This is a genomic window from Altererythrobacter sp. GH1-8 (assembly GCF_043702085.1).
Lineage (GTDB): Bacteria > Pseudomonadota > Alphaproteobacteria > Sphingomonadales > Sphingomonadaceae > Erythrobacter.
In genome coordinates, this window is sequence record NZ_CP171690.1 from 2401101 (window position 1) to 2426841 (window position 25741).

Annotated in this window: 22 protein-coding genes; 11 read left to right on the top strand and 11 right to left on the bottom strand. The window is 59.6% G+C overall.

What is annotated here, in order from left to right:
* The first annotated feature begins 2 nt into the window (after positions 1–2).
* Positions 3–1238 carry a bifunctional folylpolyglutamate synthase/dihydrofolate synthase gene (locus ACG9DO_RS11665; RefSeq protein ID WP_394728097.1) on the top strand — a complete coding sequence of 412 codons (1236 nt, stop codon included), beginning with the start codon at positions 3–5 and terminating at the stop codon, positions 1236–1238.
* On the opposite strand, the gene ACG9DO_RS11670 is transcribed toward ACG9DO_RS11665, so the two are convergent.
* Complete coding sequence (locus tag ACG9DO_RS11670) at positions 1235–2653, bottom strand: AmpG family muropeptide MFS transporter (RefSeq protein ID WP_394728099.1); 1419 nt, start codon at positions 2651–2653, stop codon at positions 1235–1237. The two genes, ACG9DO_RS11665 and ACG9DO_RS11670, sit on opposite strands and share 4 nt — an antisense overlap.
* A gap of 98 nt (positions 2654–2751) precedes the next feature.
* Here ACG9DO_RS11670 and ACG9DO_RS11675 point away from each other — a divergent pair, with 98 nt between their 5' ends.
* Genes ACG9DO_RS11675 through rsmD form a run of 3 tightly spaced genes read left to right on the top strand, consistent with a single transcriptional unit; the run spans position 2752 to position 5252 of the window.
* A complete protein-coding gene (locus ACG9DO_RS11675; protein WP_394728101.1) occupies positions 2752–3912 on the top strand; it encodes an aromatic ring-hydroxylating dioxygenase subunit alpha in 1161 nt (386 codons plus the stop codon).
* 18 nt (positions 3913–3930) lie between these two features.
* A complete protein-coding gene (locus ACG9DO_RS11680) occupies positions 3931–4716 on the top strand; it encodes a pseudouridine synthase (RefSeq protein WP_394728103.1) in 786 nt (261 codons plus the stop codon).
* Positions 4713–5252 carry a 16S rRNA (guanine(966)-N(2))-methyltransferase RsmD gene (gene rsmD / locus ACG9DO_RS11685; protein ID WP_394728105.1) on the top strand — a complete coding sequence of 180 codons (540 nt, stop codon included), beginning with the start codon at positions 4713–4715 and terminating at the stop codon, positions 5250–5252. Before ACG9DO_RS11680 ends, rsmD begins: the two co-directional genes overlap by 4 nt.
* Before the next feature lie 12 nt (positions 5253–5264).
* Here rsmD and ACG9DO_RS11690 read toward each other — a convergent pair whose 3' ends face one another.
* On the bottom strand, positions 5265–5627 hold the full coding sequence (locus ACG9DO_RS11690) for a hypothetical protein (RefSeq protein ID WP_394728107.1): 363 nt from the start codon (positions 5625–5627) through the stop codon (positions 5265–5267).
* Between the two features lie 130 nt (positions 5628–5757).
* Between ACG9DO_RS11690 and ACG9DO_RS11695 the strand changes: the two genes are divergently transcribed.
* On the top strand, positions 5758–8067 hold the full coding sequence (locus tag ACG9DO_RS11695) for an ATP-dependent helicase (RefSeq protein WP_394728109.1): 2310 nt from the start codon (positions 5758–5760) through the stop codon (positions 8065–8067).
* Here ACG9DO_RS11695 and ACG9DO_RS11700 read toward each other — a convergent pair.
* The 5 genes from ACG9DO_RS11700 to ACG9DO_RS11720 all read right to left on the bottom strand — a co-directional run bounded on the left by ACG9DO_RS11700 (position 8064) and on the right by ACG9DO_RS11720 (position 13308).
* Positions 8064–9227, bottom strand: a complete 1164-nt coding sequence (locus ACG9DO_RS11700; protein WP_394728111.1) for a L,D-transpeptidase family protein — start codon at positions 9225–9227, stop codon at positions 8064–8066. The two genes, ACG9DO_RS11695 and ACG9DO_RS11700, sit on opposite strands and share 4 nt — an antisense overlap.
* A gap of 188 nt (positions 9228–9415) precedes the next feature.
* Positions 9416–11221, bottom strand: coding sequence for an acyl-CoA dehydrogenase C-terminal domain-containing protein (locus ACG9DO_RS11705; RefSeq protein ID WP_394728113.1), 1806 nt, complete (start codon positions 11219–11221; stop codon positions 9416–9418).
* Positions 11222–11271: 50 nt separating this feature from the next.
* Positions 11272–11727 carry a MerR family DNA-binding transcriptional regulator gene (locus ACG9DO_RS11710; RefSeq protein WP_394728115.1) on the bottom strand — a complete coding sequence of 152 codons (456 nt, stop codon included), beginning with the start codon at positions 11725–11727 and terminating at the stop codon, positions 11272–11274.
* Positions 11728–11760: 33 nt separating this feature from the next.
* Positions 11761–12153, bottom strand: coding sequence for a phosphoribosyl-AMP cyclohydrolase (gene hisI, locus ACG9DO_RS11715; protein ID WP_394728117.1), 393 nt, complete (start codon positions 12151–12153; stop codon positions 11761–11763).
* 390 nt (positions 12154–12543) lie between these two features.
* Positions 12544–13308: a double zinc ribbon domain-containing protein gene (locus tag ACG9DO_RS11720; RefSeq protein WP_394728119.1), complete on the bottom strand. Its 765-nt coding sequence runs from the start codon at positions 13306–13308 to the stop codon at positions 12544–12546.
* 57 nt (positions 13309–13365) lie between these two features.
* Between ACG9DO_RS11720 and ACG9DO_RS11725 the strand changes: the two genes are divergently transcribed.
* A complete protein-coding gene (locus tag ACG9DO_RS11725; RefSeq protein WP_394728121.1) occupies positions 13366–14118 on the top strand; it encodes a class I SAM-dependent methyltransferase in 753 nt (250 codons plus the stop codon).
* Here ACG9DO_RS11725 and ppdK read toward each other — a convergent pair.
* The 4 genes from ppdK to ACG9DO_RS11745 all read right to left on the bottom strand — a co-directional run bounded on the left by ppdK (position 14115) and on the right by ACG9DO_RS11745 (position 20975).
* On the bottom strand, positions 14115–16778 hold the full coding sequence (ppdK, locus tag ACG9DO_RS11730) for a pyruvate, phosphate dikinase (RefSeq protein ID WP_394728123.1): 2664 nt from the start codon (positions 16776–16778) through the stop codon (positions 14115–14117). The genes ACG9DO_RS11725 and ppdK overlap by 4 nt on opposite strands.
* Positions 16779–16858: 80 nt before the next feature.
* On the bottom strand, positions 16859–19204 hold the full coding sequence (gene glyS / locus ACG9DO_RS11735) for a glycine--tRNA ligase subunit beta (RefSeq protein WP_394728125.1): 2346 nt from the start codon (positions 19202–19204) through the stop codon (positions 16859–16861).
* Positions 19204–20082 carry a sulfotransferase gene (locus ACG9DO_RS11740; RefSeq protein ID WP_394728127.1) on the bottom strand — a complete coding sequence of 293 codons (879 nt, stop codon included), beginning with the start codon at positions 20080–20082 and terminating at the stop codon, positions 19204–19206. The genes glyS and ACG9DO_RS11740 overlap by 1 nt, the downstream gene beginning before the upstream one ends.
* Positions 20079–20975, bottom strand: a complete 897-nt coding sequence (locus tag ACG9DO_RS11745) for a glycine--tRNA ligase subunit alpha (protein WP_394728129.1) — start codon at positions 20973–20975, stop codon at positions 20079–20081. The genes ACG9DO_RS11740 and ACG9DO_RS11745 overlap by 4 nt, the downstream gene beginning before the upstream one ends.
* Before the next feature lie 185 nt (positions 20976–21160).
* Here ACG9DO_RS11745 and ACG9DO_RS11750 point away from each other — a divergent pair, with 185 nt between their 5' ends.
* From ACG9DO_RS11750 to ACG9DO_RS11770, 5 genes are all read left to right on the top strand, one after another.
* Complete coding sequence (locus ACG9DO_RS11750) at positions 21161–22087, top strand: TraB/GumN family protein (RefSeq protein WP_394728131.1); 927 nt, start codon at positions 21161–21163, stop codon at positions 22085–22087.
* Positions 22084–22962: a TraB/GumN family protein gene (locus ACG9DO_RS11755; RefSeq protein ID WP_394728133.1), complete on the top strand. Its 879-nt coding sequence runs from the start codon at positions 22084–22086 to the stop codon at positions 22960–22962. Before ACG9DO_RS11750 ends, ACG9DO_RS11755 begins: the two co-directional genes overlap by 4 nt.
* A gap of 135 nt (positions 22963–23097) precedes the next feature.
* A complete protein-coding gene (locus ACG9DO_RS11760; RefSeq protein WP_394728135.1) occupies positions 23098–23778 on the top strand; it encodes a 50S ribosomal protein L25/general stress protein Ctc in 681 nt (226 codons plus the stop codon).
* A gap of 305 nt (positions 23779–24083) precedes the next feature.
* A complete protein-coding gene (pth, locus tag ACG9DO_RS11765; protein WP_394728137.1) occupies positions 24084–24653 on the top strand; it encodes an aminoacyl-tRNA hydrolase in 570 nt (189 codons plus the stop codon).
* A 33-nt stretch (positions 24654–24686) separates the two neighbouring features.
* Complete coding sequence (locus ACG9DO_RS11770; protein ID WP_394728139.1) at positions 24687–25679, top strand: SDR family oxidoreductase; 993 nt, start codon at positions 24687–24689, stop codon at positions 25677–25679.
* Positions 25680–25741: the final 62 nt, after the last annotated feature.

Sequence of the window (25741 nt, forward strand, 5' to 3'; positions counted from 1 at the left end):
GCATGAAAGACTTCGGTCGTTCTGACGACCCTGAGGTGCAGGCGCAGCTGGACCGGCTCGCCGCACTGAGCGTGCCGCAAGGGCGATTGGGGCTGGAAACCACTAGCGCGATGATGGAGCGGCTCGGCAATCCGCACCGCAAGCTGCCGCCTGTGTTTCACGTCGCAGGGACCAATGGAAAAGGCTCAACCTGTGCCTTCCTGCGCGCCATGCTGGAGGCGCAAGGGTACAAGGTCCACGTCACAATAAGCCCGCATCTGGTGCGCTATAATGAGCGGATCCGCATTGCGGGCGAGCTGATATCCGATGAAGAATTGGCGAGCGTTCTGAAAGAGGTGCTCGATGCCTGCGAGGACCTTGGCCCCAGTTTTTTCGAAGTAACCATCGCCGCCGCTTTCCTGGCCTTCAGCCGTACGCCAGCCGACGCATGCGTGGTAGAGGTTGGCATGGGCGGGCGCTTCGATGCGACCAATGTGCTGGAGCCCGATGTGCTTGCGGCCTGCGGGATTGCGGCGCTGGGTCTGGACCATGAGCGCTTCCTGCTCGCACCCGAGGACGGTGTGCCCAAGGAGCCGATGGCCCGTATCGCGTTCGAGAAAGCGGGAATTGCGAAGAAGGGCGTGCCAGTGGTGACGATTACGCATCCGAAAACAGAGTCCGACGCAATTGGCGCGGTGGCCACGCGTATCGGTTCGCTCTTGATCACGGCTTCTCCTTGCGTGAACATGCCTCTTGCCCTGACTGGCAATCATCAACGAGAGAATGCCGGACTGGCGGTCACCATGCTTCGATCGCAGTCGCGCATCAGCATATCGGATCAGGCGATCCAGCAGGGCCTCATATCTGCGTATTGGCCAGCACGGATGCAGAAGCTCTCCCCCGGCCCGCTTGTCGGCGATCGGCAGGTCTGGCTTGATGGAGGCCACAATCCAAGCGCTGGAAAGGTAATCGCGGAAGAAATTGCGGGCGATGTGCACCTTATCCTCGGGATGCTGGACAACAAGGACCCAACTGCGATCACCGGGCCGCTCGGCGATCGCGTGCGCACGCTAACCGTCGTGCCCGTGCCTAACCATGACAGCCATCCGGTTCAGGCTTTCGGTCAAGACGCGCGCGCCTCCGCCAATGTCGAAGAAGCGTTGATGAACCTCCCGCCAGACGGCTACCCAGTGCTGATCGCTGGCTCGCTCTACCTCGCGGGAGAAGTCCTGCGTCTTAATGACGAAATCCCGACTTAGCTCGGTTCAGCGCGCGGCCGCGTATTGATCGCTTCTGGCGGATCATCGACCGCTTCATCGTGATTGGTCTGGCGCACGCTTTCGACCACGAAGCCCTTGCGCCACAGGATCCAAAGCAAGGTCATGCCGGGGATCGCGATGATCACCGTGAAGGTCCAGAAACCGACCCAGCCCAGATTTTCCGCCAGATAGCCCGATGGTGTCGCAAGCCAGGTCCGCCCGACAGCCGCAAAGCTCGAAAGCAGCGCAAACTGCGTCGCGGTATAGGCAAGGTTCGAGAGGCCAGACAGATATGTCACGAAAACCGTCAGTCCGATACCGCTGGTCAAGTTCTCGGTCCCGACAGCAAGGGCCAGCATGGTGTTATTGTCGCCCACCAGAGCCAGCAGCACGAACATGAAATTGGACAGCATCATCAGCAGGCCAGAGATGATCAAGGCGCGCCCCATTCCGAGCCATGCAATGAATGGCCCGCCCAAAGCCGAGCCCACGATCAGCGCGCCAAAGCCCACGAACTTGTTGATCGTGATGAACTCGGTATCGCTGAAGCCCAGCTCCACAATCATCGGATTGAGCATACCCTGCCCCATTGCATCGCCGATCTTGTAGATCAGCACGAACAGCAGGATCAGCACCGCGCCCTTGCGTCCCAGGAACTCGCGGAACGGGTTGACGACGGTTTCTTTCAGCCAGCTGCTGAATTTCTGGCCCGCCGCACGCGCGCTCGAAGGATCGAACTGGCCCGCGCCCGCCCACAGCGCGCCGAGTGCTGCTGGCAGCACAAGAAAACCCGTTAGGCCATAAGCCATCGCCCAGCCTGCCCCGAACCCCTCGCTAGAAGCGAGGTAGATCGTCCCGGCCCCTGCGAGCAAATTTCCCGTGCGATAGCCGAACTGGTTCATTGCGGTGCCGTGCGCGATCTCCTCGTCAGAGAGAATTTCGATCCGGTACGCATCGATGACGATGTCCTGCGTGGCAGACAAGAACGCGACGACAATCGCCCAGAGAGCAAAGGTACCGATGTTGTCATTGCTCGGCGCGCTTGCGCCAAGCTGCCACAACGCGAACACCAGCAAGCCTTGAATGAGGAACAGCCAAGCGCGGCGCTGCCCTAGCCAGTCTGAAAGAAACGGAATGCGCAGTTTGTCCACCAGCGGCGCCCACAGGAATTTAAGTGTGTAAGGCGTCGTCAGGCCAATCGCGAAGCCAATGGTGGATTTGTCGATCCCGACTTTCGACAGCCAGAAGGTCATGGTCCCAAGCAGCAGCGTGAGCGGAAAGCCCGAGGAAATTCCCAGCAAAAAAGCCACAAATGGCATCTTGCGGCGGTACGGAGCGAAGGCGGGGACCAGAAACGCCAGCAAAACCACCAACGCAAGGACCCCGAACAGGATCGCCGAATCCCAGCCAATCATGCGCAAACCATCCTCATAACCGCCATAGGAGATACGTCCTTCCTGAAAACCGAATTTTCTGACACACTAACCGTGGATGAGAGGATTGGGAATTGGCGATGAACGAAGCGCTAACAGATCAGAGAAGGCGCTGCCCTACACCGGGCCAGCTCGCCTTGGCGGAGCAAGTGAAGAATGGCGGCGCTGAACGCGCGCAGACGATCACCACGGTCCCTGCCAGCCATTACACCTGCCCCGACCACTTCGCGCGCGAGAAAGCCGCACTGTTCGACCGACTGCCGCAAGTGCTTTGTCCATCAGCACTCCTACCCGAACCGGGTATGGCGATGCCCCATGATGCAACCGGACGCCCGCTGCTGATAACACGCGATGCTGAAGGCGATGCGCATGTCTTCCTCAATGTCTGCCGTCACAGAGGAACGCGGCTGGTCGAAGGCGAGGAGGTGCAATGCGCCAAGCGGCTCGTCTGTCCGTACCATGCGTGGACCTACAAACTCGACGGCAAGCTGCTTGCTCTGCCCCGGCCCGAAACCTTTCCAGGTCTCGAAAAATCCGATTACGGCCTGATCGAACTGCCGAGCTTGGAAGCGGGCGGGCTGATCTGGTTCGCGCCTGATGAGGCAGCCGATTTTTCCCATGCCCGCGTAATCAGTAAGGACTTCGATGCGTTCGGGCTTGCGGACAGTTTTCTCTACCGCCGCAAGCTCCACACGGTGAACGGCAATTGGAAGCTAATCATGGATGCTTTCCTCGAAAGCTATCATGTGACCAGGCTCCACGCGAACACGATCGGGCCGTTCTTTACCGACGGAATCACCGCGGGCGACACCGTGGGGCCGCATATGCGCTCTGCTGTTGCGAGGCTGGAGGAGATGGAGAGCGTTGACCTTACTGACATGCATGCGATGCGGCAGATCGTAACATTCGCCTATCAGCTGTTTCCTGCGACAATTATCATTCCCAGTCCCGACTACTTCAACGTCATGGTTTTGATGCCGCAATCAGAATGCCTCACGCTGGTCGAGGATTTCATGCTCATTCCTGAGGAACCCACGACGGATAAAGCGCGCGATCATTGGGATCGAAGCTGGCAGCTGCTCGACGGCGGTGTGTTTGCAAGCGAGGATTTCCGCGCGGCAGAGCTTGGCCAGAACGGGCTTTCAACGGGCGCAATCGAGCAGGTCACGCTTGGCACGCTCGAAGGTGGCATCTCGCATTTCAGTGCCATCGTGCATGAGGCGTTGCGCGCGAGCAATTGAACGCCTAGCGCAGCGGCCATGACCAGCCCTCGCTCTGCAGACCGCCCTGAAGGGGACCGTATCGCCAAGCTTCTGGCGCGCGCCGGTGTCGCAAGCCGCCGCGAAATCGAGCGGATGATCGAGGACCGACGCATCGCCATTAATGGCAAGCCGGTGGAAACGCCTGCGACATTCCTCACCTCGCTGCGCGGTGTCACGGTCGATGGCAAGCCGGTCGCCAAACCAGAGCCAACCCGGCTGTTCGCATTTCATAAGCCAACGGGCCTTCTGACCGCAGAGCGCGATCCAAAGGGTCGGCCGACAATCTACACTGCGCTTCGCAATGCCTTGCCCAAGGACGCACCGCGCCTCATGCCGATCGGGCGGCTCGACCTCAACACAGAGGGCCTCTTGCTGCTCACTAATGACGGCGAGTTGAAGCGCGAGATGGAGCTTCCGTCTACCGGAATTCCGCGCACCTACCGCGCGCGCACGTTCGGCGATGTCACACAGGAACAGTTGGAAGCGCTGATCGACGGGATCACCATTGACGGCGTCCATTATGGCAGTATCGACGCCAATCTTGAGCAACGCACCAAGAATGCTGGAGGTCGCAACCAGTGGATTGAAGTGACGATCACCGAAGGCAAGAACCGCGAAGTTCGAAAGGTGCTCGAGCACCTGGGGCTCAAGGTCAGCCGCTTGATCCGTGTCGGCTATGGTGTGTTTGAACTGGGTGATCTGCCGCGTGGCGCGGCGGTCGAGCTCACGAAGCACGAAATCGGAAAGTTCCGCAGTCAGATCAGGAATGACAGCAAGTCATGAGAGTGATTGCAGGCGAATGGCGCGGACGAAATATCACCGCGCCCAAGGGGGAGACAACGCGTCCGACAGCAGACCGCACGCGCGAGACCTTGTTCAACATGCTCGCTAGCAGACTCGGCGATTTTGAAGGGCTGAGGGTGGCTGACTTGTTCGCAGGATCCGGCGCACTGGGCATCGAAGCCCTTTCACGCGGCGCTGTGCATTGCCTGTTCGTTGAAAACGATCAGGACGCGGTGAAGGCGATCCGTAGGAATATTGAGAGCTTCGATGCGCGAGGCCGAACGGATGTGCAGGCGAACTCCGTGATGGCGCTTGGGCCTGCGAAAGTCGCCTACGATTTGATCATGCTCGACCCACCCTATGAAACGGGGGCGGCATCGGTTGCACTAGACCGCTTATTACGGCTCGATTGGATCGGCCCCGCGACCTGGATCGCTGTGGAAACCTCAGCCCGGGAAACAGTTGAGGTAAAGGGACTGGAACTCGTCAAGGACCGTAAGGTCGGAAAGGCAAAGCTTCATCTGCTTCGCCGCTGAGCCGAGGTTTGATCAAGTGGCGGGCGGTGCGCTCCGGCTTTGGCTCGCCTGTCCAATCGAAGCGCCTGACGGAGCAGCAGTTCCTTCTTGCTTGAGACTAGTGGAAGTCTGGCCCGGCCAATGATCGAGCTCGACCCGGCCCCAGTCAAATCCGGCTGAACGCGGGCTGATGCAGCTATCCTGAACTGACTCGCTGCAAAGTGCATATTCGCGGCCATTGACTGAGACACGCGTCGCCTTGCCTGTATCGTCGCGTGCGATCACTTCCACGCTGGGCTCAACGGGTTCACTCTCGGCTTGAATTTCCCCTTGCGCGAAGGCCGCGTGGCTCAGGCTCAGCGCTAAAAGCGCAATAGGCGTGCAAATCGCTTTCATGGCTCTTTCTCCTGAAACACTTGTCGCACATAGTAGAAATCGGCCTCAAATCGCGCGTTCGAACCGTCCGAGAAAGGCACAAGCTGGCTTGCAGCCCTCCTCGTTGTTCTCTACCTGTTCACTTAATTGCATGTCTGATAGCTCTTCACTCCCTGCCTCCGTTCTCAATGGAGAAGCACCTCCCTACGCTGCGCGGCTGAACCCGCCGCAGCGTGAGGCTGTGCTGACGACCGAAGGACCGGTGCTGATGCTCGCGGGCGCAGGGACCGGCAAGACCGCGGCGTTGACCTCGCGCCTCGCGCATCTGGTCGCGACACGCCGCGCCTGGCCCAGTCAAATCCTTTGCGTGACCTTCACCAATAAGGCTGCGCGCGAAATGCGCGAGCGCGTAGCAGGTCATCTCGGGCAGGCGGTAGAAGGGATGCCGTGGCTCGGCACGTTCCACTCGATCTGCGCGAAGATGCTGCGCCGTCATGCCGAACTGGTCGGTCTCGAAAGCAACTACACGATCATCGACACTGACGATCAGCTGCGCCTGCTAAAACAGCTCATCAATGATCAGAACATTGACGAGAAACGCTGGCCTGCGCGCCAACTGGCGGGACTGATCGACCGCTGGAAGAACCGCGGACTGAACCCTGCTGACCTCGATGCTGTCGAGAACGAGGCGTATGCCAACGGGCGCGGGGCACAGATGTATCAGCTCTACCAAGATCGGCTTAAGGCACTGAACGCCTGCGATTTCGGCGACCTGTTGCTCCACATGCTCAACATCTTTCGCAAGCACATGGACGTGCTCGCCGACTATCAGCAACGCTTCAAATACATTCTCGTCGATGAGTATCAGGACACCAATGCGGTGCAGTATCTGTGGCTGCGACTGCTCGCACAAAGCCACAAGAACATCTGCGTCGTGGGCGATGATGACCAATCGATCTATTCATGGCGCGGCGCTGAAGTTGCGAACATCCTGCGCTTTGAAAAGGATTTTCCCGGCGCGAAGGTGGTCAAGCTTGAGCAGAATTACCGCTCTACTCCGCATATCCTTGCCGCTGCATCGGGCCTCATCCGCGCCAATTCGGAAAGGCACGACAAGACGCTGTGGACCGAAGCCAATGGCGGGGACAAGGTACAGGTCAAAGGCGTCTGGGACGCACCGGAAGAGGCGCGCCGCGTCGGTGAAGCGATTGAACGGCTCGAGCATGAAGGCGCAAACCTCGATCAGGTCGCGATCCTCGTCCGAGCGCAATACCAGACCCGCGAATTTGAAGACCGCTTCATCCAGATCGGGATCAATTATCGCATCATCGGCGGCTTTCGCTTTTACGAACGCGCGGAAATCCGCGATGCCCTCGCTTATCTGAGGGTGATCGCACAGCCGCAGGACGATCTCGCGTTCGAGCGTATCTACAATCAGCCAAAGCGCGGGCTCGGCGCAAAGACGCTTGAGAAAATGCACCAGCATGCGCGCCGTACGGGCATGCCGCTCGCTGCGGCTTCGCTCGATCTCGCGGATAGCGACGAACTGCCCGCCCGCGCTGCCAACACCATTGGCTCCCTGATGCGGCAATTCCTCGCCTGGCGCGAAGCGGCGGAGACCATGACGCCGTCCGAACTCCTCCGACAAGTGCTCGACGAGACCGGCTATAATGACATGCTGGCGGCAGATCGCAGTGCGGAAAGCGCGGGCCGGGCAGAAAACCTGTCTGAACTTGCACGAGCGATGGAAGAATACGAGACGCTCGGCGATTTCCTCGAGCATGTCGCACTGGTGATGGACAATGACGCGCGCGATGATGGCGAGAAAGTCACCATCATGACGATGCATGCGGCCAAGGGGCTGGAGTTCGACAATGTCTTCCTGCCCGGATGGGAGGAAGGCGTGTTTCCCTCGCAGCGTTCGCTTGATGAAGGCGGGCTGGCTTCGCTCGAAGAGGAGCGCCGTTTGGCCTACGTCGCGATCACACGGGCGAAGAAACATTGCACGATCCTCCATGCCGCGAACCGCCGCATCTACGGTCAATGGACGAGCTCGATCCCTTCGCGCTTCATCGAGGAATTGCCCGAAGAGCATATCGAGCAGGAGTCGACCATGACTGGCGGCAAATCGCTATGGCAGGCAAACTGGAGTGAGAACGAAGACCCCTTCGCACATGTCTCGACCACGCGGCCCGATCGCAACTCCGCACGCGGTCCGGGATGGCAGCGCGCGCTGACCCATGGCTATGAGACCAAGCAACCGCGTGTTCGGGAGAACACCCGCTCAGCGGCGAGCTTTGCGGCGAAGCCGCGCAGCGATGTCGCGATCGGCGCGCGCGTCTTTCACGATAAATTCGGCTACGGGACTGTCACCGATCAGGAAGGCAACAAGCTGGAAATCGAGTTTGAGAAGGCCGGGACCAAGCGCGTGATCGACAATTTTGTGCAATTGGCGGATTAGCCCGAAAGCGAACACTCAGTTTCCAGTTTCGCCATCGTGATCCGCTGGTCACGGCCATAAACATCGGGCAGGATGTCCACACCGCCTTCCCCGTCGCTCACTGCCGTGAAATAGGTCACGTAGACCGGGATCGGCGCGGCAAGATCGACGCGGGTGGTCTTGTTCGAGGCAACGATTGCATCGATTTCCTCGCGGGACTTGATCCCTTCGAGCAAGGTTGCGGCATAGCCAATCGCATCGCCTGTCCGAATGCAGCCATGGCTGAAAGTCCGCACTTCTTCAGCAAACTTCTCCTTGCCCGGCGTGTCGTGCATATAAACCGAATAGGGGTTAGGCATGACGAGTTTCATCTGCCCAAGCGCATTGTTTGGTCCAGGCCGCTGGCGATAGTTCCCGCCTGACCAAACATAACCGCGTGCCCGCGCCAGGGAAGGATTACGCCTTACCAGCGCGCCAACACTCTCGTGCACGATGCTCTGAGGGATATTCCACCAGGGATTGAAGATAACGCCTTCGATCTCCGCTCGGAAAACGGGCGTAGGAGTCGACGTCTTGCCGACAATCACGGGCCATGTCCCGACATGTTCGCCTTCGCGCCACAAGCGAGCCTCGAAATTTGCCGTATTTACGAGTACATAATCGCTGCCGAGCGAGCGCGGCATCCAGCGCCAGCGCTCCATGCTGCGGGCAATAGCGGCACGCTCCACTTCGTCCAAATCAGCGTCGCTATAGGCCGCGCGCAGGCTTGAATACTCCGAATGGTTCGGCCTCAGCAGCGCAAAGAATGTGTCGAGCGTTCCTGCCTCGAGCGCCTGTGCTAGTATCGGCTCAAGCGCGGTATCTCTATCGCTGTCAGCAATATTCCAACCAGTGCGTGCGCTGGTTCCGCTGCTCCCGAGCAGGTGCATTCGCGCAAGCTTAAGCGCAAGCTCGGTCGCGGCTCTGTTGAGCTCAGCCTGATCGCCTGAAGCCTTGATTGCATCCACCTTCGCCATATCGAGCTTCGGCAGGGCATCCTGTGGTGCCGCTTCAACCCACCGCTGGAGGGTGGTTAAGTTGGCAGATGTCCAGATTGGAGCAGCGGGCTGGGCCGTAGCTGCGACGGGCCACGCAAGAATGACGGTTAAGGCTAATATGATCCGGTTCAAGACGCGATGCACCTCATCGATTGGTTGTGACGAATATTCTATAACAGAGTCGATAAAAGCAGCCTATCGCATCGTTTCCTGCGTCCCCCTTAGCGCTTCTCGTACAGCACTGTCGGATAAATTGGCGTAGTACTTACAACGAAAACGGGACGCCTTGTGAAAGACGCCCCGCTCGCGAATTCTCCGGAATTGAGGGTGGCTCAGGCTGCTGTAGCGAATGCCTCTGCGCCGAGCGCCATCATGCTTTCGCTCCCTGCTTCAAGCTTGCGGCGCAGTGCGCCAGCATCAGGCAGGAACCGCTCGGCATAGTAACGTGCGCTGGTCAGCTTGGCTTCGTAGAAGGCCGGGTCTGATGGCGAACCGGCCAAAGCCTTGGTCGCGACCCTCGCCATGCGCAGCCACATCCAGCCGAGCGTCACGATGCCCATAATGTGCATGTAGTGATGCGCGCCCGCGCCCAGATGGTTCGGGTTCTGCATCGCATTGTTCATGAACCACATGGTTGCAGCCTGCTGCTGGCCGAGGGCCTTTTCGAGCATCTCGGCGATGTCTTTCAGGCCTTCCTCTTCCTTAGCAGCGGCAATGTCCTCACCCACCATCTTGAAGAAGGCCTGGATCGCAGCGCCACCCTTGCTTGCGAGCTTGCGCCCGCACAGGTCCATTGCCTGAATGCCGTTGGTTCCTTCGTAAATCTGCGCGATCCGCGCATCGCGCACGAACTGGCTCATACCCCATTCCTCAACATAGCCATGCCCGCCGAAGACCTGCTGCATGTTGGTCGCAATGTCATAGCCCTTATCGGTGCCATAACCTTTGATGACCGGGGTCAGGAGGCCGATCAGCGCGTCTGCCTGCGCACGCTCTTCCTCGGTCTGCGCCTTGTGCGTCAGGTCCACCTGGAGTGCCCCCCAAAGGCACATCGCGCGCATACCTTCGGTAAACACCTTGGCGTCCATCAGCATCCGGCGAACATCGGGATGAACGAAAATCGGATCCGCTTGCGCTTCCGGCTCAGTCGGACCTGTCAATGCGCGGCCCTGGCGACGATCGAGCGCATAGGCAACCGCGTTCTGGTAGGCTGCCTCAGCCTGCGCGAGGCCCTGTATACCCACGCCAAGACGCGCGGCGTTCATCATCACGAACATAGCCGCAAGGCCCTTGTTCTCTTCGCCGACCATCCAGCCCTTCGCGTCGTCATAGTTGAGCACGCAGGTCGCATTTCCGTGGATGCCCATCTTGTGCTCGATCGAGCCGCAAGTAACCGCGTTACGCTCTCCCAGCGAGCCATCGTCGTTCACCAACACCTTAGGGACTACAAACAGCGAAATGCCTTTCGAGCTGTCCGGCGCGCCTGGGGTCTTCGCCAGCACCAGGTGAATGATGTTGTCGGTGAGATCGTGCTCGCCGGCGGAAATGAATATCTTGGTGCCTGTGATCGAGAACGAACCGTCGCCCTGCGGCTCGGCCTTGGTACGGATCATGCCCAGATCGGTGCCGCAATGTGGCTCGGTCAGGTTCATCGTGCCGAGCCATTCGCCAGATACCATCTTGGCTACGTATTTGTCTTTCTGCTCGTCAGTACCTGAAGCGATGAGTGCGGCAATCGCACCGGTGGTAAGGCCCGGATACATGCCAAACGCCTGGTTGGCCGAGGCCACGAATTCCTCGATTACAAAGCCGAGGACATGCGGCAAGCCCTGGCCGCCGAATTCTTCAGGGGCAGAGATCGTGCCCCAGCCCGCTTCACGATACTGGTCAAACGCCTCCTTGAAGCCTTCAGGCGTTGTTACACTGCCGTCCTCGTTGCGGGTGCACCCCTGCTGATCACCAATCTGGTTTAGTGGCGCGAGTACTTCGGAGCAGAACTTGCCGGCTTCATTGACGACTGCTTCGACCACGTCGGCATCTGTGCTCTCGAAGCCGGGAAGATTTCCATAGCTGGCGAGATCGAGCATCTCGTTGATAACAAACCGGGTGTCGCGGGTGGGTGCGTTGTAGATGGGCATCTTGCGTGTCCTTAGTCCTGAAAACTGTTATGGAACCGGAGCGGCTGAATTCAGCTGAGATCGAGCTTCTCGATTTCCTTCACGAATTCTGTCAGCTCCTTGATCGAGGAATCGATATCGGCGCGTTGACGTTTCAATTTAGCAACATGATCGCGGCATTTTTGGATCGTTACGCGGCGCTGCTCAACCCGGCCATCCCCGAGATCGTAAAGGTCTATCATCTCGCGTATTTCGTTGAGGCTGAAGCCCACATTTTTGGCGCGCATGATCCATGCAAGTCGCGCGCGGTCGCGCTTGGAGTAGACCCGACTTAGGCCGACGCGAGCAGGCGCAATCAAGCCTTCATCTTCGTAAAAGCGCAGCGCCCTTGCCGTGCAGTCAAACTCAGCTGTCAGGTCGGAAATCGAATAGGTCTCACGATCCTGGGCGTCGGGACGATCAAGATGGGCGCCGCCATGGGTGTTCTTCCCGGCATCGGAGTTGGTGTTGTTTTGTGCTGTAGCCATGAAGTCATGACTTACTTTACCTTTACGTCAAGGTCAAGCCTTTACGAGAACGTCACCCCCTTCGAGGTCGAGTTTGCGATAAAAACAAGAATCAGCACCGGTATGACAGGCTGGACCAGTCGCCCGCACCTTCATGACCAGCGCATCCTGATCGCAATCAACGAGGATCTCTTCCACAGCCAAAGTGTTGCCGCTTGTCTCGCCTTTCTTCCAGAGCGATTGCCGTGAGCGCGACCAGAAGTGCGCGAGACCCGTCTCGCGCGTCTTCGCCAGAGCTTCGGCGTTCATGAACGCCACCATCAGCACTTCATTGGTGGCAGCGTCACAAGCAATCGCGGTTAGCAAACCAGCCGAGTCGAATTTCGGCAGGAATGCCTTACCTTGCTCGCGCTGAGCCGCGCTTGGCTGCTGGCTATTTGTGCTCAACTGTCCATCCTTCGATCAATCGCCCTGAGTTAACGATAGTTTGTTGCACGATAACCACATGCCTTGGCTAAAATCCACAAATCATCGTATTCCCGCTTCCGAATATGAACATCAGATGACAGTTTCCGCGTCTCACATCTGAAAGGGTGTGATAACCGGACTATCGGTGCCGTAAAGAGCGCCAGGGGTCAGGGGGTTACCGAAGCGCGCCGTCACGGGGGTGCTGGCGCATTCGGAACGTATGATGAGGGTCAGAATCCTAAGGTGGCATCGGGGGACGCTACCTGTAGCTCGAAGAAGCGGATTCGCGTTTATTCGTCACGTGGCGCCCGGGGTCTAAGGACCTCGGGCGTTTCGTTTTGCGGGCGAGAAGCATGACCCACTGCAGCATCAGGCCGCCGCATCAAGCGCTTCATCCAGCACTCTCGCAAAACACGCAATGGTTACCGTTTCGGCCCCCGCCTTGAGAAGCGCCTTGACACATGCGTCGCTGGTCGCCCCGCTTGTCATCACATCATCAACCAGGATGATGTTACGACTGATGATCCGCTTCCGCATGGCTTTGGGTACAGCTATTGAGCCAGCAAGAGCACGCTGGCGTGCACTGCGCCCAAGCCCGCCAAGCGATGGCGTCGCATGCAAGCGCGCAAGGCCTTGATGGAGAAGTTGCCCCTTCCCCAGTTTCTCAAGTTCCCTGCCGAGCAGCGCCGCTTGATTGTAGCCGCGCTTCCATAAACGCCAGCGGTGGAGCGGCACGGGTATGATGAGCGGCAGATTGTCAGGTTCGGCATCAGCAATTTGCGCAGCGATCAAACCCGCGAGCATAGGCGCAAGCGCAATTTTCCCCCCATGCTTGAAAGCGAGAACCAGCTGGCGCGATGCATCATTGTAGAGCGTCCCGGCAGCAATCCCCGAGTGGTTCGGAGGATGCGCGAGGCATACGGCACAGGTCATTGCATCTGACGCCGTATCGCTCCCAAACGGTCTACTGCAGCTCCGGCATTGCGGTGATCCCGGTATGGCAAGGCTCGACCAGCAACCGGTGCACAAGCCGTTTTGCCGCGCAATCGCATCGCCGCACAACGGGCAACGCGGCGGATAAACCAGGTCAACGACCGGTGCCAAACCCGCTGCAATGGTCTTGCCCAAATTCATGATCCCCACGCTGAACCTCTTGCGCGGGCCATGCAAGCGCGGCAGGGCTGCGCAGCGATGAACATTTCGAAAGTCCCGCAGATTTTTGCCGACCAGCGGCGCCGGGCAGCGATTGCTCGCGCAGAGTATCGCCGTTCAGCTGCATCCAATCCAGCGACCTGGCTGGCGACCGACATGGCTGAGGAAATCATCGAGCGACTCGATTTCATGCAGTTAACCCCGGCTCGCGCGCTGGCTTGCGGGTTCAACGGCAGCGACGCGGCAAGGCGGCTGGAAGCACGCGGCGTGGAAACCACTTTGCTTGCATCCCCCAATCACGAAAAACCGCTGGCTGGTGCACCTTTTGATCTGATCCTCGCATGTGGATCGCTGGAGACCGTCAATGACTTGCCAGGCGCACTGATCCACATCCGAAGCGCGCTGAGAGAGAACGGGCTGTTCATCGGGCAGATGCTTGGCGGGGGAAGCGTCCCTGCCCTGCGCCAGATCATGCTTGCGGCGGATGGAGACAAGCCCGCAGCGCGCATCCACCCGCAAGTCGACAATCGTGCGGCAACCGGTCTGCTCGAGCGCGCAGGCTTCGCGCGGCAAGTCGTCGACAGCCGCACCCTCACAGTGCGATTTTCCAGTCTTGAGCGCATGACCGATGATTTGCGCGAACAAGCGCTGACGTCGGTGCTCCTATCGCCTGCACCATATGTCGGAAAGGCAGGCCTTGCCCGTGCTCACGAGGCGTTCGCAGCACTTGCGGATGAGGAAAGCCGCGTCGCTGAAACCTTCGAGATCCTGACCCTGACCGGCTGGCGTTAACCAGCGAGCGCTGCCTGCGCCGCTGCGAGCCGTGCGATCGGCACGCGGTAAGGTGAGGCGCTGACGTAATCGAGCCCGGTCTTTTCGCAGAACGCGATCGAAGCCGGATCGCCGCCATGCTCGCCGCAAATGCCGAGCTTGATGTCAGGACGCGTGGCTCTGCCCCGCTCTGCGGCGAGTTCGACCAGTTGCCCGACGCCCTCGATATCGAGGCTGACGAAGGGATCGCGCGCGAAAATGCCCTTCTCGACATAGGGCGCGAGAAAGCGCGCGCTGTCGTCTCGGCTGACACCCAGCGTTGTCTGCGTCAGGTCATTGGTACCAAAGCTGAAGAACGCGCCCTCTTCCGCGATTTCCCCCGCCATCAAGGCCGCGCGCGGCAGCTCTATCATGGTGCCAACGAGATATTCGACGGAAGTGCCTTGCTCTGCGAACACAGCTTCAGCGGTCCGGTCAACCAGCGCTTTCAGCAGCTCCAGCTCGCGCTTGGTTGCGACCAGCGGGATCATGATCTCCGGCACCGGCGCTTCTTCAATTGTCTTGGCCACCTCGCATGCGGCCTCGAAAATCGCGCGCGCCTGCATCTCGTAAATCTCGGGGAAGGTAATTCCCAACCGGCAGCCGCGATGGCCGAGCATCGGGTTGAACTCATGCAGTTCGCCTGCGCGCCGCTTCAAATGGTCCACACCCAGCCCGGTGGCATCGGATAAATCTGCAAAGTCCTCGTCGTTATGCGGAAGGAACTCATGCAGCGGCGGATCGAGCAGGCGGATTGTGCACGGCAGCCCCGCCATGACCTCAAAGATCGCCTTGAAGTCGCCGCGCTGTTCGGGAAGCAATTTTTCGAGCGCGCCGCGGCGCCCCGCCTCATCTTCGGCAAGGATCATCTGGCGCACCGCGCTGATACGATCTGCGTCGAAGAACATGTGCTCTGTCCGGCAAAGGCCGATGCCTTCTGCACCAAACTGCCGAGCGCGCGCGCAATCGTCGGGCGTTTCCGCATTGGTGCGAACTTTCATCCGGCGATGCTTGTCCGCCCACTCCATAAGCGTACCAAAATCGCCCGCCAGTTCCGGCTCGATCGTCGGCACGGAACCGAGCATCACCTGACCATTGCTGCCATCCAGCGTGATGATATCGCCTTCCTTCAGCTCTTCCCGGCCGATCCGCAGCGTTTTGCTCGCCCGGTCGATCGAGACTTCGCCAGCGCCTGAAACGCAGGGGCGCCCCATGCCGCGCGCAACCACCGCCGCGTGTGACGTCATCCCGCCGCGTGCGGTTAGAATGCCCTGTGCGGCGTGCATCCCGTGAATATCCTCGGGCGAAGTCTCGACCCGCACGAGCACTACTTTCTCGCCGCGTGCGGCGTATTGCTCGGCCGTATCGGCATCGAGCACGATCTTGCCGCTGGCGGCACCGGGCGACGCCGGCAAGCCAGTCGTCAGCACATTGCGCTTGGCCTCAGGGTCGAGCGTGGGATGAAGCAACTGGTCGAGCGCCATGGGATCGACCCGCAGGATCGCGGTCTTTTCGTCGATCAGCCCTTCGCCAACCATATCGACCGCCATCTTGAGCGCAGCCTTGGCCGTCCGTTTGCCCGAGCGGGTCTGCAGCATCCACAGCTTGCCCTGCTGGACGGTGAACTCGATATCCTGCATGTCCTTGTAGTGTTTTTCCAGCAGGTCGAACACGCGGGCGAGCTCGGCATAGGCTTCCGGCATCGCCTCTTCCATCGACAGCGGCTTGGCACCCGCCGCCTCGCGCGCATCCTTGGTGAGGTATTGCGGCGTGCGGATGCCCGCCACCACGTCCTCACCCTGCGCATTGATCAGATACTCGCCATAGTAGGCGCGCGTGCCCGTAGCAGGATCGCGAGTGAAGGCGACGCCCGTCGCAGACGTGTCGCCCATGTTCCCGAACACCATGGCCTGGACGTTGACCGCCGTGCCCCAGTCAGCGGGAATGTCATTGAGGCGGCGATAGACCTTCGCACGGTCGGCATTCCAGCTGTCAAACACAGCCCGGATCGCGCCCCATAGCTGCTCCGTCACGTCCTGCGGGAACGGGTGGCCAAGCTCGCTTTCCGCAATACGCTTATATTCCGCGACCAGCTCTTGCCAGTCCGCCGCTTCCATTTCGGTATCCGCGAAATAGGCCTTGTCTTCCTTGGCGATCTCGAGCGCTTCCTCGAACAACCCGTGATCGAGGCCAAGGACAACGTCCGAATACATCTGGATGAAGCGGCGGTAGCTGTCCCAGGCAAAGCGCTCGTCGCCTGATGTACTGGCCAAGCCTTGGACGGTCTCGTCATTGAGGCCGAGGTTGAGGACGGTGTCCATCATACCGGGCATGGACACGCGCGCGCCCGACCGCACGGAGACAAGCAGCGGGTCTGAGGCATCGCCAAAACGCTTGCCGACCGTCGCTTCGACATGCGCGAGCGCTTCGGCAACCTGCGCGCGCAGTTCGTCGGTGAATTCCGCACCTTCATTGAGGTACTTCACGCATTCCTCGGTCGTGATGGTGAAGCCGGGAGGGACCGGAAGACCAATGCTCGCCATTTCGGCAAGGTTGGCCCCCTTTCCGCCAGTGACAGTCTTGTCCTTCTGCCGCGGGTCCGAATGATCCGCTTCTCCGCCGAATGTATAGACCGTTTTCAATCTCTTATCCCTTCACCAACGCACGTGTTGGTTACACATGTTACACAGTCCAGATACAGAATTGGCCTGAGACTGAATTTTCATCCTTCGATGCGGCTGAAATCGGCCACGCGGTGCACCGCATTGCGAAAACGCGCCAGCAGGTCGAGCCGCGCACTGCGTTTATCCGCATTGTTATCGTTCACTGTTACTTCCTCGAAGAATTGGTCGATGGGCGAACGCAGACTGGCGAGTGCAGACATGGCGGCTTCGAAGTCTTCGGCTTCAATGGCTGCGGCGGCTTTGGGTTCCGCATCATTCAGCGCATCAATCAGAGCCTTTTCGGCGGGTTCGGGGGTGTAGGAAAGGTCAGTCGCGTTGCCCTCGCCAGCCCACTCCTCCTTCTTCAGGATATTCGCCGCGCGTTTGTAGCCGGCAAGCAGGTTCGCGCCGTTATCGGTTTCGATGAAGCTTTGCAGCGCCTTTACGCGCGCAAGCAGCCGGACGAGATCGTCCTCACCGCCCAGCGCAAACACCGCATCGATCAGATCGTGTCGGACACCCGCTTCGCGTTGCTGGACCTTGAGGCGGTCGGCGAAGAAGTCTGCGATCTCAGCGACACCCAAGAATGTCGTCTGTCGAGGGTAAGCAACCATACCTTTGGTATGTTCAGCTATTTCTCTCGCTTCGGCTTGTTTCGCGGCGGTCCATTCAAAATCGCGCGCGTAAATCTGAGCATGAGATACATGCTCGGGCGCGTCGATAAGCCACTCGGCAATAATCGACTGAGCAGCCTCGCCCACTACCCTTGCAAGATTGAGCCTAAGTCCCGTCCTAATGAGCGAAATGACGCCAAGAACGGCTCTACGGAGGGCAAACGGGTCTTTGGAACCGGTGGGCCATTCGCCCACGAGGAAAAACCCAACCAACGTATCCAGCTTGTCCGCCAGCGACACCGCAACCGTCACCGGCGCAGTCGGAACCTCATCGCCCTGTCCGACCGGCTTGTAATGGTCGCGGATCGCGTCGGAGACTTCCTGCGGCAGGCTTTCTTTCTCCGCGTAATATCCGCCCATCAGGCCTTGCAGCTCAGGAAACTCGCCGACCATTTCAGTCACGAGGTCTGCCTTGCACAGCCTTGCAGCCTGTTCGGCGAGGTTGGCCAACTCCTCGCGAGTCCCCGCGAAGGCGGGGACCTTATTGGGTTTAGCGCTTGCTTCTGGGAGGTCCCCGCCTTCGCGGGGACTCGCACCGGTAACAATCTCTTCCTCTACCAACCAGCGCGCCAGCTTGGCGACGCGTTCGACTTTGTCCGCAACCGTCCCCAGCTTCTCGTGAAAGGTAATCCGCTCCAGCTTCTTCGCGTGGTCAGCCAGCGACGTTTTCTGATCCAGTTCCCAGAAGAACCGCGCGTCGGACAGCCTTGCGGCGAGCACCTTGCGGTTGCCGTCAACAACCACTGCCGGGTCTTCCGCCGCGATATTGGCGGTGCAGACGAACGCATTCGCCAAAGCGTGAGTCCCAGCGGAGGCGGGGACCTCCTTCGGCTGTGCACTATCGCCAGAGGCTCCCGCCTGCGCGGGAGCTCGCGTACACACGAAATACTTCTGGTTCACCCGCGCGGTCAGCTGGATAACTTCAGGCGGGACGTCGAGATAGCTCTCATCGAAGCGCCCGAGCAGCGGCACCGGCCACTCGGTCAGGCCAGCGTTCTCGATTACCAGACCCTCGTCCTCGACCAGCGTGAGGCCCGCAGCCTCAGCCGCAGCTTTTGCGCCAGAACGCACCGCATCCTGCCGCTCTTCATGGTCGACGATCACATGGCAGGCGCGCAGCTTCTCAGCATAGTCATCCGCGCTGCCGATGGTGATCGCGCCCGAGTGGTGGAAACGGTGGCCCTTGGTCTCGCGCCCGGACTCAATTCCATCGACATCAAATCTGACGACTTCGCCATCAAGCAGCGCAACGATGCCCGACAGCGGCCGCACCCAGCGCAGGCTCTCGGTCGAGATCGACGCATCGCCCCAGCGCATCGACTTGGGCCAGCTGAAGTCGCGAATGATTGCGGGAATGGCTTCTGCGAGCAGGTCCGTCATCGCCCGGCCCGGCGTCTCGATCACCGCGAAGTATGTCTCACGGCCCTTTACGTCGCGCACTTCAAGCTGGTCACGCGTTACGCCCGCCTTTCTGCAAAAGCCATCGACCGCCTGATCGGGTGCGCCAACCGGCGGGCCCTTGGCTTCTTCGCTGACAGCCTCAGTCGCTTGCGGCAGATCACGCGCAATCAGCGCAAGCCGCCTCGGCGTCGACCACACAGTCACGTCGCTGACGGCAACGCCCGCTGCATCCAGCTCGCGGCGGAAAAGCTTTTCCAGCTCCGCGCGCGCGCCGGCCTGCATCCGGGCGGGAATCTCTTCAGAGCGAAGTTCGAGGAGGAAATCAGCCATTATCGAATATCATATCCAAGCGCAGAGACGGCCTCCGCATGGGGCTCAAGACCGGCACTGATCGCTGCAATCTGCTCTGGCGCAAGCTTGCTGATCTGCCGTTCGTTCATGTTTCTCAAGGGGCGCGGCTCGTAATCCTTGACGCGCAGCTTCGCATCGCGCTGCACATCGTGGAGCAGCGGCTCGAGCGCCACCAGACGGTCGATCATATCCTGGGTGTTTTCCGTCAAATCTTCATAAGTGAGGCGCATACTTGTCACATCGTCGAGGTCGAGCAGCAGCCTTGCACGGCGGCCATAGATATCGCCCAGCAGGCGGAAATGCGCCTCGCTCTTGCGCGTGAGGCCTTGCACATGCTCGCCCCAGAACTTCTCGAGGTGTTCGAGGCTGTAGCGCTTCGCCCAGCTGCGGCAGACCGCATAAGGATCGCGGGTGAGCCGGATGACCGTGCATGGCATGTCGGAAAACGCATCGAGCAGATTGCGCATGCGGACCATGTTGCTGGGTGACTTTTCGACCACCAGCTTGGGATAGCCGCCGACCTTGCGCACTTCGCGCAGCCACATGCCGCGCACCAGCGTGTAATCCATCTTGGCGGCGGCATTCCAGCGGCGGTGCGGAGCATGAAGCTGCGGCAGAAGCCACTGTCCCTCCCCGTCATCGACCAGCCGCATTGTGGCGCTTGCCGTATCGAGCAATTCGCCCAGCGCAGTCGAACCGCCATTGTTGAAGGTCGCAATGAACAGCCAGCGGACCTGGCCCAGCTCCGGCGTCCAGCTGTCGCGCCGGGCAATCGTCTCGATCATTGCCTGATGCAGCTTCTCGCCCATCAGCTTGCGAAAGTTGATCGATCGCAGGAGGGAAGGAGCGCCGCTCATGTCCACCCGTTCAGTTCCATGTATTTCTCGCAGGAACCACGGGCCAGATCGCGCACCCGGCCCATATAGCTTGCGCGTTCCTGGACGCTGATCACGCCGCGCGCCTGGAGCAGGTTGAACAGATGGCTCGCTTCGACCGCCTGCTCGTAAGCGGCAATCGGCACGTTCGCGGCAAGAGCATTCTGACACTCAGCCTCAGCCTTGTTGAACAGGTCGAATAGCGCGTCGGTATCCGCGACTTCGAAGTTCCACTTCGACATCTGCTTCTCGTTTTCGAGAAATACGTCGCCATAACTGACGCCCCGCCCGTTGAAGTCGAGATCGTAAACGTTGTCGACGCCCTGAATATACATTGCGAGCCGCTCCAGCCCGTAGGTCAGCTCGCCCGCGACCGGCTTGCAATCAAACCCGCCCATCTGCTGGAAATAGGTGAACTGCGTGACTTCCATCCCGTCACACCAGACCTCCCAGCCAAGGCCCCATGCGCCCAGTGTCGGCGATTCCCAATCATCCTCGACAAACCGAATATCATGCCTCAGTGGGTCGATCCCGATGCGACTGAGGCTTTCGAGATAAAGCTCCTGAATATCGCTCGGCGAGGGCTTCAGGATTACCTGATATTGATAGTAATGCTGCAAACGGTTGGGGTTCTCCCCATAGCGGCCATCGGTCGGCCTTCGGCATGGTTGCACGAAAGCAGCGTTCCACGGCTCTGGCCCCAGCGCCCGGAGCGTCGTTGCAGTATGAAACGTCCCTGCCCCCATGCGCATGTCGTAAGGTTGCAAGATCACGCAGCCTTGCGCGCTCCAGAAATCATGGAGCGTCAGGATCATGTCCTGAAACGATGCCTGCGGATTGCGGGCTGGAATGTCTGTTTTGGCCGCTTCGGTCATGGGCGAGGCCCATGGCGCAAGCCCTTGCAAGCGTCAATGCCGCGCTGCAGCAGTGTGCTCAGTTCATCCTTCCAATCTGATGTTCTTTGCGGCAACGCCGGAAGTTCGTGCAGTGTTCACTTGGCTTTCGCAATTGAGCCATTATTCTGAAAAAAATCCATGATCTTGCCCCAAAGGACTTCCTGTTGACCCTCACTCGAATTGCCAAGTCATGCCTTAGCGCAACTGCACTGAGCGCCCTTCTGCTCGCATCGCCCGTGCTCGCGGACGATCACGCCGATATCGATGCGGCACCGGCCGCTGCAGAGGCACCCGACGGTCCTGCCCTGTGGTCGGTCGCAGATGAGGACACGACAATTTACCTGTTCGGGACAATCCATGCATTGCCGCAGGAAGTGGTATGGATGGACGAGGACATCACTTCTGCTCTGACCGCGTCCGATACGCTTGTCACAGAAGTCAACCTGGCAGAAATGGCAGGCCCGAAAATGATCCAGATCATTCAATCGACGGCACTCCTTCCGCCCGGTACCACTTTGCGCAGCCTGTTCAATGCCGAGCAAACACAGACCTTTGAAGCGGCCATGCAGCAGCTTCAGGTTCCCACTCAGGCGTTCGACCAGTTCGAGCCGTGGTACGCGGCCTTGATGATGACTATGCTGCCGCTGATGCAGCAGGGCTATTCGCCGGACAGCGGTGTTGAGGAAGTGCTGATCAAGGCGGCGGGCGAAATCGAGAAAGACGCGCTGGAAACGATCGAATTCCAGCTCGGCCTGTTCGATCAGCTCCCGCAGGACAAGCAAGTCGAGTTCCTGATTGAAGCCGCAGAGAATGTCGACGAGATCAAACCGCAACTTGATGCAATGGTTACAGAATGGCTGGAAGGCGATGCGGATGGCCTGGCCAAGCTGATGAACGAAAGCCTTAACGATGATGCACTTGCAGAATCGGTCCTGTTCCATCGCAATCGCAACTGGGCCGAGTGGATCGAAAATCGCCTCGATAGCCCTGGCACTGTCTTTATCGCCGTGGGCGCTGGACATCTCGCCGGAGAGAAGAGCGTGCAAGACTACTTGCAGCAGCGCGGACTGACGGTAAACCGCGTCCAGTGAACTTGCGCACGGCAATCCTCTCGGCACTGGCGCTGCTGATCTCAGCCTGCGGCAGTGCACCCGGCGAGGAGCAAGACGCTTCGGCGGCTTCGCCCATACTTTATGAAATCACATCGGCTGATGGAGATATCGAAGGCTGGCTGTTCGGCACCATCCACGCGCTGCCAGATGAAACAGAGTGGCGCACCGACCTGCTGCAGCAAACTATCAGCAACGCTGACTACCTGATCGTCGAGATTGCACAGCTCAACAATCAGAGCATCATGGTGGACACGTTCATGGCGCTTTCGCGAACGCCCGATCAGCCAGACATCGGGACGCGGGTCGATGCAAGAGAGCGTCCGCAATTGTTCGACCTGATAAAGCGAGCGGGCTATTCCCCGCACGATTTCGCCAGTGTGGAGACATGGGCTGCAGCCCTGATGCTGGCGCAAGTCAACGCGACGGGTAATCCCGCCAATGGTGTCGACCGCGCTTTGCTAAAGGACTTCGAAGGCCAAGACATCCGCGAGTTTGAAGGGGCTGCGCTTCAATTGGGCATCTTCGACCAGCTGCCCGAGGCGGAGCAACGTGATCTGCTGGCCGGTGTTCTGGAGGAGAGCGCGGCCGATGATCCGACCAGACTGCGAAGGGCGTGGCTTGCCGGAAACGAGGACATCCTGGTCGAAGCGACAACGACCGGCCTGATGGCTGATCCTGAACTGCGCAAGGCGATCCTTACCGAACGCAATGATGCATGGATGACGCAGCTGGAGCCGATGCTGGCTCAGCCAGAAAGGCCATTTGTAGCCGTGGGCGCTGCTCACATCGTCGGGCCGGACGGGCTGGCAGCGCAGCTCGGCGCGCGCGGCTACACCGTGACGCGCCTGCAATAAAGCGCTTCATTCAGGCTCGAGAAGGCTTGCCATTACGGATTTCCGCCCCTAAGGGACCGCGCTTCGGCGTCATGGTCATCCCTGGAGGCGTGGCGGACCGGATATGTACTCATAGCAATTCGAAAGGTATGTGACATGAGCGAAGCTCTGACCCTACCGGCCGAAGCGCGCGAACGGGCTGGCAAGGGAGCCTCCCGTGCACTGCGTCGCGAAGGCCGTGTACCCGCTGTAATTTACGGCGGCAAAGAAGCACCCACGATGATCCACGTCGAGGCGAAGGAACTGACCCGGCAATTGAACACCGGTCACTTCATGAACTCGATTGTCGAGATCGCATTCGGCAATGACACTATTCGCTGTCTGCCTAAGGACGTGGCGCTGCACCCCGTCACAGACCGTCCCGAACACGTTGATTTCCTGCGCATGACCAAAGGCGGCAAGATCGAAGTGTCTGTCCCTGTTGTGTTTGCTAACGAAGAAGCATCGCCAGGCCTCAAGAAAGGCGGCGTTCTCAACGTGGTCCGTCACGAGATTGAACTGGTTTGCGAGAACGACAAGATTCCGGGCGAGATCGTGATCGATGTCACCGGCAAGGAAGTCGGCGACTCGATCCACATCAGCGAAGTGAAGCTGCCGGTAGGTAGCGAAAGCGCGATCACTGATCGTGACTACACGATCGCTACGCTGGTCGCACCGTCTGCGCTCAAGAAGAGTGAAGGCGAAGCCGGAGAAGGCGAAGAAGTCGCTGCTGATGAAGTCGAAGCCACCGCACAGACGAGCGACGAATCTGAAGGCGAAGAAGGCGGCGAAGAGTAATTCGTCCGCTTCTCTCTGCGAGAAATCACCAAGGCACCGGGCTTCGCAAGAAGTCCGGTGTTTTGTTTTGAGTCCTCGCATTACGCACCCACATCCGTGGGTGCGTCCTCGGTGCTATTCCCTACACTTCGCTCTGGGGCACCTGCGGGCGCCCGGTCAGGCTTGCCGGGCCTCCCCCGGCCCGGTTCCTGGTCACGGCAGTCAAAGGCCGACTGGCCGTCGCGCCTTATGGCGCGGAAGCCAAGCGAGCCGGACGGCTCGCGCCCGGCGCTTGAGGGCCAGGCGAAGCCTGCTAAAGACGGATAATGCAAATCTGGGCTGGCCTTGGAAATCCTGGACCGAAATACGCGCTGCACCGGCACAATGTCGGTTTCATGGCAGTCGATGTCATTGCCGAAATGCATGACTTCGGACCGGTACAAAAGAAATTCCAGGGCTGGACTCAGGAAGGCAAGATCGGGTCGAACAAGGTCCTCCTGCTGAAACCAGCGACGTTCATGAACGAGAGCGGTCGCTCGATCGGCGAAGCGCTGCACTTCTACAAGCTCCAGCCGCAGGATCTGACTGTATTCTATGACGAGCTCGACCTTGAACCGTTCAAGGTGAAGGTCAAGCGCGGCGGCGGTGCAGCGGGGCATAACGGTATCCGCTCCACCATCCAGCATATCGGTGCAGATTTTCGCCGGGTGCGGATTGGGATCGGACACCCCGGCCACAAGGACCGCGTGACTGGCCATGTTCTTGGTAATTTCGCCAAATCGGAGCAGGACGACCTTGTCCAGATGCTGGGTGCGATCGGCGCGGAAGCCGAATGGCTCGCCAAAGGTGACGACGCCCGTTTCATGAGCGACCTTGCATTGCGCCTTCAGGACTAGCTAGAGTCACGGGAACATTCGAGAGGATTTTCCATGCCCAATATCAACCGCCGTACCCTGCTCGCCGGAGCCGCCGCCACTGGCGCCTTTGCCGCCACCGCATCTTTCGCCCATCCTGATCGGGTGCTGGCCGAACCGGATTTCTCGGGCAAGGCGATCCTGATCACCGGGACATCCACCGGCTTCGGCCGGTTGATGGCAGAGGACTATGCGCGCAAAGGCGCCAAGGTCTTTGCGACCATGCGCAACCTCCCTCGCCCGGAAGCCGATGAGCTGGAAGCGCTGGCAGAGGCTGAAGACCTCGACCTTACTGTCATCGAGATCGATGTGCGAGACGATGCACAGGTTGCAGCCGGCGTGGCTGAAGCGGAGCGGCTTGCGGGCGGTGCAATCGACATCCTGATCAACAATGCCGGGACATCGGTTGGCGGTCCGATCGAGATCCAGGACATGGAAGCAACCCATCTGCTGTTCGACACCAATGTCTATGGCCCGCACCGGATGGCGCGCGCCGCCTTGCCCGCAATGCGCGCGGCCAAGTCCGGTCTGATCGTCAACATCACCTCCCAACTCGGCCGCGTGATCGCACCGGGATTTGCTCAGTACTCGCCGACCAAGTTCGCGCTGGAAGCGATGAGCGAGCAGATGGCCTATGAGCTTGTGCCCCACGGCATTGATGTTCTGATCATTCAGCCGGGTGGCTATCCGACGATGATCTGGAAGAACGCCAATGACAATGCGCTCGCCTTGCTGGAGCGCGCGGATGCAAGGCACACATCAGGTTATGAAGCGATGATCGCACAGCTTGGCCAGCGCACTGGCGGCGGGTCAACCGATCCGATGGATGTCCCGAACGCGATCGCAGAGATCATAGCGATGCCCGCTGGCACACGTCCGCTGCGCCGCGAAGTGCATCCGGGCCTGAAGCCGCAAATTGCAATCAACAAGGTATGCGCCGAAACTCAGGTCGCCTGGCTCGGGGAAAGCCCTTTTGGCCCGTGGATCAAGGCGGTTCACAACGTTTGAGCGTTGCAGGCTGGCGCTAACAGGTCTTGCCCGCTAAAGCGCGCGCCAACCAACTATTCCGG

Coding starts and splice junctions, on each gene's coding strand:
- ACG9DO_RS11740 (WP_394728127.1), bottom strand. CDS start 20,082: ATGAGCGGCGCTCCTTCCCTCCTGCGATCGATCAACTTTCGCAAGCTG.
- ACG9DO_RS11720 (WP_394728119.1), bottom strand. CDS start 13,308: ATGAATTTGGGCAAGACCATTGCAGCGGGTTTGGCACCGGTCGTTGAC.
- ACG9DO_RS11725 (WP_394728121.1), top strand. CDS start 13,366: ATGAACATTTCGAAAGTCCCGCAGATTTTTGCCGACCAGCGGCGCCGG.
- ACG9DO_RS11675 (WP_394728101.1), top strand. CDS start 2,752: ATGAACGAAGCGCTAACAGATCAGAGAAGGCGCTGCCCTACACCGGGC.
- ACG9DO_RS11710 (WP_394728115.1), bottom strand. CDS start 11,727: ATGGCTACAGCACAAAACAACACCAACTCCGATGCCGGGAAGAACACC.
- ACG9DO_RS11690 (WP_394728107.1), bottom strand. CDS start 5,627: ATGAAAGCGATTTGCACGCCTATTGCGCTTTTAGCGCTGAGCCTGAGC.
- ACG9DO_RS11670 (WP_394728099.1), bottom strand. CDS start 2,653: ATGATTGGCTGGGATTCGGCGATCCTGTTCGGGGTCCTTGCGTTGGTG.
- ACG9DO_RS11695 (WP_394728109.1), top strand. CDS start 5,758: ATGTCTGATAGCTCTTCACTCCCTGCCTCCGTTCTCAATGGAGAAGCA.
- ACG9DO_RS11760 (WP_394728135.1), top strand. CDS start 23,098: ATGAGCGAAGCTCTGACCCTACCGGCCGAAGCGCGCGAACGGGCTGGC.
- ACG9DO_RS11680 (WP_394728103.1), top strand. CDS start 3,931: ATGACCAGCCCTCGCTCTGCAGACCGCCCTGAAGGGGACCGTATCGCC.
- ACG9DO_RS11705 (WP_394728113.1), bottom strand. CDS start 11,221: ATGCCCATCTACAACGCACCCACCCGCGACACCCGGTTTGTTATCAAC.
- ACG9DO_RS11745 (WP_394728129.1), bottom strand. CDS start 20,975: ATGACCGAAGCGGCCAAAACAGACATTCCAGCCCGCAATCCGCAGGCA.
- ACG9DO_RS11665 (WP_394728097.1), top strand. CDS start 3: ATGAAAGACTTCGGTCGTTCTGACGACCCTGAGGTGCAGGCGCAGCTG.
- pth (WP_394728137.1), top strand. CDS start 24,084: ATGCAAATCTGGGCTGGCCTTGGAAATCCTGGACCGAAATACGCGCTG.
- rsmD (WP_394728105.1), top strand. CDS start 4,713: ATGAGAGTGATTGCAGGCGAATGGCGCGGACGAAATATCACCGCGCCC.
- ACG9DO_RS11770 (WP_394728139.1), top strand. CDS start 24,687: ATGCCCAATATCAACCGCCGTACCCTGCTCGCCGGAGCCGCCGCCACT.
- glyS (WP_394728125.1), bottom strand. CDS start 19,204: ATGGCTGATTTCCTCCTCGAACTTCGCTCTGAAGAGATTCCCGCCCGG.